Consider the following 3,099-nt stretch of genomic DNA (forward strand, 5'->3'; position numbering starts at 1 on the left):
GATCGCTAATGTCCACCGAATGGCAAATCACCCCCTTCACCTCCCCTTTCAGGTCTACAAAGGGACTGAGAGTGGTTTGATACCAAGCCTGGGAGCCATCCATATAAGTAATCAGCTCATCAGGAATTTGCTTCGGCTGGCGCGATCGAATCACCTCCCGATTGTTCGCTAGCCACTGCTCATACTGTTCTTCTTGAGGAACAGGCACCAAGTCAAGCTCCTGCTGCCCCAGCAATGCATCTGGGGTGGTGCCATGGATCGCCGCCGCCGCGCGATTCACCTCTAGAAACCGCCCTGATTCATCTTTCACCGCCACCAAGCTGGGCATACAATCAAGCAACTGCCGCAAGAAGACCTTTTGCGCCTCGGTCTCCCGCTCCACCTGCCGCTGTTGGGTAATATCTCGAATGATAAACAGCACCTGGTCAGCGCCACAGGGCACCACCCGCACCTCCTCATGCCGCACCCCCCCATGGAGCTCAACTTCCTGTTCATACATGTGGAGTTGCCCCGTAGCTAAAACCTGCTCAATACAGTTCAGCTTTTGCTTGAGGAGCTTGGCTGAAAGGGGCGTTGATAGGCGTTGGCCAATGGGTTTTTGATCTTGGGGCCAGAGGTCAATATGCTGGTTGGTGGGAATGTAGTCGAGGTAGATACCCTCCCGATTCACCCGAAACATTAAGTCGGGAATGGCACGCAGGATGGCTTGATTGGTAATATCGCGCTGCTGGTAGCTGGCTGTAGCTTGCTCCACTTGGTCCTGCACAAGCAGTGGTAGACGCTCAGCCAACTGGTTCATAGCCTGGGCGATCGCCCCTAAGCCCAGGGAAGGCACCATTCGATAGTCAAACTGCCCCCGTGCCAAGGCCCGCAGCCCCGCCGTCACCGGACGTAAAGGCTGCACCCAGCACCATCCCAGCATTCCTGCCGTGAGCGTCAGCCCCAGGGTAAACAGGGCCGTCACTGGAGCGATCGCCCCAACCCATGCCTGATGGTGAACCAGGTACCCTACGGTATAAATGCTGAATATGGCTTGCCCCAAGAAAAGGATCAACCAGATGGTAATTGGAGCAAGGATCGGGGATGAGCGGTTTAGACGCATGGTTGACCAAAGCCTTTCAGCCTAAAGCACAATAGTTGCCGGTATCGGGGCATTGAGACCCAGCCTCTTCAGCGTAACTGCTAAATTTACGGAGGTTTCTAATACACAACAGGTTACAAAATACTGACTACACAGTCCATGCGGTAGACTTCGCATCCCACTCATAAATGGAATGCAGGAGTTGCCCTTACTCAACACCATGGGTCTAGTGATTAGCATACCCAAACCAGTAAAATAAATCGGCCGGGCTATCCCATGGATATCGAAGGTTAGTCGTTGAACGATCGATGAATAAGGGGGTTCGACGATCGCGACTTAGATGAAAACACTACTTAGATGGTGACAACTCACCCCCAATGCCCCAGGGAGAATCACCGATTTGGTATAGTGGCGATCGCAACAGAGAGGACTATGGATTATCGTAATGCAGGGGTTGATGTAGAAGCTGGGCGGGCCTTCGTGCAAACGATTCGAGGGCTGGTGGACAGCACCCGTCGCCCGGAGGTGCTGGGGCAACTGGGCGGCTTCAGCGGATTGTTTGAGCTATCGGGACAGTACCAAAACCCCGTGCTGGTTTCGGGTACCGATGGGGTGGGTACCAAGCTGAAGCTGGCGCATCAGTGCGATCGCCACGATACCGTGGGCATTGATCTAGTCGCCATGTGTGTGAATGACGTGCTCACCTGCGGCGCAGAACCGCTGTTCTTTTTAGATTACCTAGCCACGGGGCATCTGAACTCAGATCAGTTAACCCAAGTTGTTGCCGGGATTGCCGCGGGCTGCCGGGAGGCGGGCTGTGCCCTGTTGGGGGGCGAAACGGCGGAGATGCCGGGCTTCTATAATGCTGGAGAATATGACCTAGCGGGTTTCTGTGTGGGTATTGTGGACAAGGCCCAAATTCTCGACGGACGTCAGGTACAGGTGGGCGATCGGGCGATCGCTCTGGCCAGCAGCGGCGTCCATAGCAATGGCTTTAGCTTAGTTCGCAAAATCTTAGAGGTTTCGAATACGGCCCTCAGCGATCGCCCTTCTGGCCTAGAGAGCCCCCTGGGTGACCTACTGCTGACCCCCACCCAGCTTTACGTCAAGCCTGTCCTAGCCGCCCAGAAAGCTGGACTAGAGATTCACGGCATGGCCCACATCACCGGCGGTGGCCTACCCGAAAACCTGCCCCGGGCCCTGAATGTGGGCCAAGCGATCGCCCTCCATCCCCACAGTTGGCCCATTCCCCCCATTTTTGAATGGATTGAGCGCACCGGCTCCGTCCAGCGCAGCGATATGTTGAACACCTTCAATATGGGGGTTGGCTTCGTGGTGTTGGTGCCTCCCGCCGTGGAAGCCGCAGCGATCGCCCACTTCCAAGCGCATAACCTACCGGCCTGGAGCATCGGGGAGGTGATCGAAGGCGCTGGGGATGTTGTCTGGACAGCCGACTGGTAGCGGTTGACCCACTCTACCCCTGCCCTAGAAACTCAACGTGGGGCAAAAACCGCTCCACCAACGCCGCCCGACTAGCCACCAAGGTGGGATAGGGGCGGCGGCTGTAGTTTTGCCCAACCTGGAGGGGAAAAGGCGATTGGCGATCGAGGGGAATCCAGTTCGCGCCAGCAGCTTGAGCGATCGCCCACACCGCCGCAATGTCCCAGATTTTCGGCGTCGCTTCCACACCGCCCAGGGCCGTCCCCGTCGCCACCGTCAGCACATTGTAGGTCGCCACGCCCAACATGCGAATTTTGCAGGGAAACGGCGACTTGAGCACCGCTGTACTGCGGGCGCAGAGGTTGAAAAACTGATTGTTCGACGGTTCTGCCCCACTGGTGTGGATAGAACGATGGTTGAGAAACGCGCCCTGGGGCATGGGCAGCCCCGAGTCCCCCGGCCAAAAGCCATGAAACGCCTGGGCAATCGGCGGCAGATACACATAGCCAAAGACTGGAGTACCACGATAGAGCAAGCCGAGGGAAATCCCCCAGAGGGGTACACCTCGGGTGAAATTG

Annotated in this window: 3 protein-coding genes; 1 reads left to right on the forward strand and 2 read right to left on the reverse strand. The window is 56.7% G+C overall.

Annotated elements, in window-relative coordinates; translation table 11 throughout:
* Nucleotides 1-1,042 (reverse strand): PAS domain-containing protein (locus V6D20_11085; protein HEY9816326.1); only part of this gene is annotated, 1,042 nt, incomplete at its 3' end.
* 471 nt (nucleotides 1,043-1,513) lie between these two features.
* On the opposite strand from V6D20_11085, the gene purM reads away from it, so the two are divergent.
* On the forward strand, nucleotides 1,514-2,542 hold the full coding sequence (purM, locus tag V6D20_11090) for a phosphoribosylformylglycinamidine cyclo-ligase (protein ID HEY9816327.1): 1,029 nt from the start codon (nucleotides 1,514-1,516) through the stop codon (nucleotides 2,540-2,542).
* A 13-nt stretch (nucleotides 2,543-2,555) separates the two neighbouring features.
* Here purM and V6D20_11095 read toward each other — a convergent pair.
* Nucleotides 2,556-3,099 (reverse strand): inositol monophosphatase family protein (locus V6D20_11095; GenBank protein ID HEY9816328.1); only part of this gene is annotated, 544 nt, incomplete at its 5' end.

This window comes from Candidatus Obscuribacterales bacterium (assembly GCA_036703605.1).
Classification (GTDB): domain Bacteria; phylum Cyanobacteriota; class Cyanobacteriia; order RECH01; family RECH01; genus RECH01.